Consider the following 3,928-nt stretch of genomic DNA (forward strand, 5'->3'; position numbering starts at 1 on the left):
GTCGTGCGGGCCTGCTGCTGGAGCAGCAGCGGCTCATCGACGAACTCGCCCGGCAGCGCACCGAGCTGACGGAGTCGTTCGAGGCCGAGCGCGCCCGCCTGGAGCAGGAGGGCACGCGGGAGCTGGACCGGCTCCGGCAGGAGAACGCCCGGCTGTCCGACGACTTGGAGCAGGCCCGGCGGGAGCGGGCCACCGCGCTCGCCGCGACCGCCAACGCCGCCGCCCGGATGCAGGCCCTCGCCACGGCCACGCTCGCCGACCTGCGGGCGATGGAGGACCGGCACACCGACGAGGACGTGCTGGCCGATCTGCTGCATCTCGACCACCGCACCGCCCAGGCCGGCCGGCTCGCGGACTCCATCGCCGTGCTGACCGGGGCGCGTACGGGCCGCCGCTGGGCGCGGCCGATCGGGATGGAGTCGATCCTGCGCGGCGCGATGGGCCGGATCGCCGGCTACCGGCGGGTCCGGGTGCACTCGGCCAGCGAGGCAGCCGTCGCGGGGCACGCCGCCGAGGGCGTGATGCACGCGCTCGCCGAACTCCTCGACAACGCCGCGAACTTCTCGCCGCCGACCGCCGAGGTCCACGTCTACGTGGAGGAGGTGCCGGCCGGGGTGATCGTGTCCGTGGAGGACAGCGGGCTGGTGATGGGCGAGGTGCAGCTGCGCCGTGCCGAGCGGGCGGTCTCCGGCGACATCACCGGGCTGGGCGGTCTGACCGGCACCCGGCTCGGGCTGGCCGTGGTCGGCCGGCTGGCGCGCAAGCACGGGCTGAAGGTGTCGTTCCGGCCGTCGGCGCGCGGCGGTACGGGCGTGCTGATGCTCATCCCCCAGGACATCCTGACCAGCCCCAGCCCCGTCCCGAACGAGCCGGCCGCCGCGACCCCGCGCCCGCCGGGCGGCGCGGTGGCGGCGGCACCGGCCGCCGTGGAGACCGCTCCGGTCCACGAGTCCGCCGCACCGCCGGAGCCGGGCCCGGCCGGGCTGCCCAAGCGCCGCCGGGGCCGTACGCTCGCCGAGGCGGAACGCGCCCGGTCCGCGCCCGGTACCGCCGACCGCTCCGCGCGGACCGCCGACACGCACCGCACCCCGCAGGCCGCCGACCCGCCCCGCACCGCACCGGCCGCCGACGAGGGCCGGGCCCGCGCCGCCCGCTTCAGCAGCTTCCGCCAGGCGGTCCGCCCGTCGGCCCCGGACACCCGGCAGCCCGGCCCGGCACCGGACGCGGGCGCCACGCCCCACCGTCCGCCGGCCGACGACTCCGCCCGCCACACCGGCGGCTCCCCGCACGACACCGGCGAGCACAGCTCCCCCGCCCCCTCTCACCCGCACGCGCACCCGGAAGGCGACACCACTTCATGACCGGCCCGACCACCGCCGACGACAAGCTCACCTGGCTCCTGGAGGGCCTGCTGGAGAGGACCCCGGGCGCCCGGCACGCGCTCGTGCTGTCCCGGGACGGGCTGAAGCTGTGCCGTACGCCCGAGCTGACCGTCGACCAGGCCGACCAGCTGGCCGCCATCGCCGCCGGGATCCAGTCGCTCTCGCACGGGGCGTCGATCGAGTTCGGCGACGGCAGCGGCGGGGTGCGCTCGGCGATGACGGAGTTCTACGGCGGTGTGCTGTTCATCGTGGAGGCGGGCGCCGGCGCCCATCTGGCCGTGATCACCACGGAGGACGCGGACGCCGGCGTCGTCGGCCACAACATGAGCGAACTGGTGGAGCAGCTCGGCGAGCACCTGACCGCTCTGCCCCGCACCTCATGAGCCGACCGGGCATGAACCGTCCGGGCCGGGACGACGCCCCGGACCGGCTGTACACCATCACCCAGGGTCGCAGCCGGACCGACCCCGACAACCCCTTCGACCTGGTGACCCTCGTGGTCGCCGAGTCGGAACCGGTGGCCGGCATGCAGTCGGAGCACGTGGCGATCCTGAAGCTGACCCGGTTCCCCACCTCGGTGGTGGAGATCGCCGCCGAACTGCGGCTGCCCGTCGGCATCACCAAGGTGCTGCTGTGCGACCTGCTGGCGGCGGGCCGGGTCAGCGCCCGCCATCCACGCCGGCCGGCCATTACCGATCCCGACATCCTGGAGCAGGTGCTCGTTGGACTCCGCAACCTCTGACGCGCGCACCCCGTTGGGTGCCTCCGCCGACCAAGGTTTCAAGATCGTGGTCGTGGGCGGCTTCGGCGTCGGCAAGACCACGCTGGTCCGTTCGGTCAGCGAGATCCGCCCCCTCAACACCGAGGAGACGATGACGCAGGCCGGCGCCACGGTGGACGACATCCGCCAGGTGCGCGGCAAGTCCGCCACGACGGTCGCCTTCGACTTCGGCCGGATCAGCCTGGACGCGCGCAATGTGCTGTACCTGTTCGGCGCGCCCGGCCAGGAGCGCTTCTGGTTCCTGTGGGACCGGCTGTTCTCCGGCACGCTCGGCGCGGTCGTGCTGGTCGACACCCGGCGGATCGACGACTCCTGGTACGCGATCGACCGGCTGGAGCACCACGGCACGCCGTTCATCGTGGCCTGCAACGACTTCGGCGGCCCGGTCCGCGCCGGCGCGGACGTCCGCGAGGCCCTCGACCTCGATCCGCAGGTGCCGCTGGTCGACTGCGACGCCCGTTCCCGGGAGTCGGGCAAGCAGGTCCTGATCACGCTGGTGCAGCACGTGAAGAACCGGTACGCCGACCCGTCCGTGCGAGCCGGCCTGCCCCGACAGGAGTTCGTGTGACCACCCCCGACGCCGTCCCGCTCAGCGGACCCCGGTTCCAGACCGAACCCGCCCGGCTGTACCGGGAGATGCGGCGCGACCACGGCGCCGTGGTGCCGGTGCTGCTCGACGGAGACGTACCGGCCTGGCTGGTGCTGGGCTATCGCGAGCTGCACCAGGTGACCGGCGATCCGGTGCTGTTCAGCCGGGACTCGGACCTGTGGAACCAGTGGGAGAACATCCCCGCGGACTGGCCGCTGCTGCCGATGATCGGCCGCAAGCAGCCGTCGATCCTCTACACGGTCGGCGAACGGCACCGGGAGCGCGCGGCCATGATCAGCAACGCGCTGGAGGCGGTGGACCCGTTCGAACTGCGCGGGCACGCCGAGCGGTTCGCGGACGATCTGCTCGACGCGCTGTGCGCCGAGGGCGAGGCCGATCTGATCGCGCAGTACGCGATGCTGCTCCCGGTGCGGGTCCTGGCCCGGCTGTACGGCTTCCCCGACGAGGACGGTCCGGGGCTGGTCACCGCCCTGAACGACATGATTGACGGGCGGGAGCGGGCCCTGGCCGGGCAGGCTCATCTGGCGTCCTCCATGGGCCGGTTGCTGGCCGACCGGAGGAAGGAGCCCGCCGACGACGTGGTCTCCCGGATGCTCGCCGACGAGAGCGGGTTCGGCGACGAGGAGATCATGCAGGACCTGATGGTGATGATGGCGGCCGGGCACCAGCCGACCGCCGACTGGATCGGCAACTCCCTGCGGCTGATGCTCACCGACGACCGGTTCGCGGCCTCCCTGTTCGGCGGGCGCCACAGCGTCGCCGAGGCGATGAACGAGGTGCTGTGGGAGGACACGCCGACGCAGAACGTGGCGGGCCGCTGGGCCGCCCGCGACACCCACCTCGGCGGCCGGCGCATCAAGGCCGGCGACCTGCTGCTGCTCGGACTTCAGGGCGCCAACTCCGATCCGCAGGTGCGGACCGACGCCGCCGCGCTGACCGGAGGCAACAACGCGCACTTCTCCTTCGGCCACGGCGAGCACCGCTGCCCGTTCCCCGCGCAGGAGATCGCCGAGGTGATCGCGCGGACCGGCATCGAGGTGGTCCTGGACCGGCTGCCGGACATCGACCTGGCGGTGCCCGCCGAGTCCCTCACCCGCCGCCCCTCGCCCTGGCTCAGGGGACTGACCACACTGCCCGTCCGCTTCACCCCCGTAC

At 73.7% G+C, this 3,928-nt stretch carries 5 protein-coding genes; all 5 read left to right on the forward strand.

Going from position 1 to position 3,928, the window contains the following annotated elements; genetic code table 11:
* On the forward strand, positions 1–1,361 hold a 1,361-nt coding region (locus CCN44_RS23965), incomplete at its 5' end, for a sensor histidine kinase (protein WP_107502106.1).
* Entirely contained in the window at positions 1,358–1,765 is a 408-nt protein-coding gene (locus CCN44_RS23970) for a roadblock/LC7 domain-containing protein (protein ID WP_059246945.1), read from the forward strand. The genes CCN44_RS23965 and CCN44_RS23970, both read left to right, overlap by 4 nt.
* An 11-nt stretch (positions 1,766–1,776) precedes the next feature.
* Positions 1,777–2,124: a DUF742 domain-containing protein gene (locus CCN44_RS23975; RefSeq protein WP_059246943.1), complete on the forward strand. Its 348-nt coding sequence runs from the start codon at positions 1,777–1,779 to the stop codon at positions 2,122–2,124.
* Positions 2,105–2,731, forward strand: a complete 627-nt coding sequence (locus tag CCN44_RS23980) for a GTP-binding protein (RefSeq protein WP_391045106.1) — start codon at positions 2,105–2,107, stop codon at positions 2,729–2,731. The genes CCN44_RS23975 and CCN44_RS23980 overlap by 20 nt, the downstream gene beginning before the upstream one ends.
* On the forward strand, positions 2,728–3,928 hold a 1,201-nt coding region (locus tag CCN44_RS23985; RefSeq protein WP_086699427.1), incomplete at its 3' end, for a cytochrome P450. The genes CCN44_RS23980 and CCN44_RS23985, both read left to right, overlap by 4 nt.

This window comes from Streptomyces tricolor (assembly GCF_002155905.1).
In the GTDB taxonomy this organism is placed as follows: domain Bacteria; phylum Actinomycetota; class Actinomycetes; order Streptomycetales; family Streptomycetaceae; genus Streptomyces; species Streptomyces tricolor.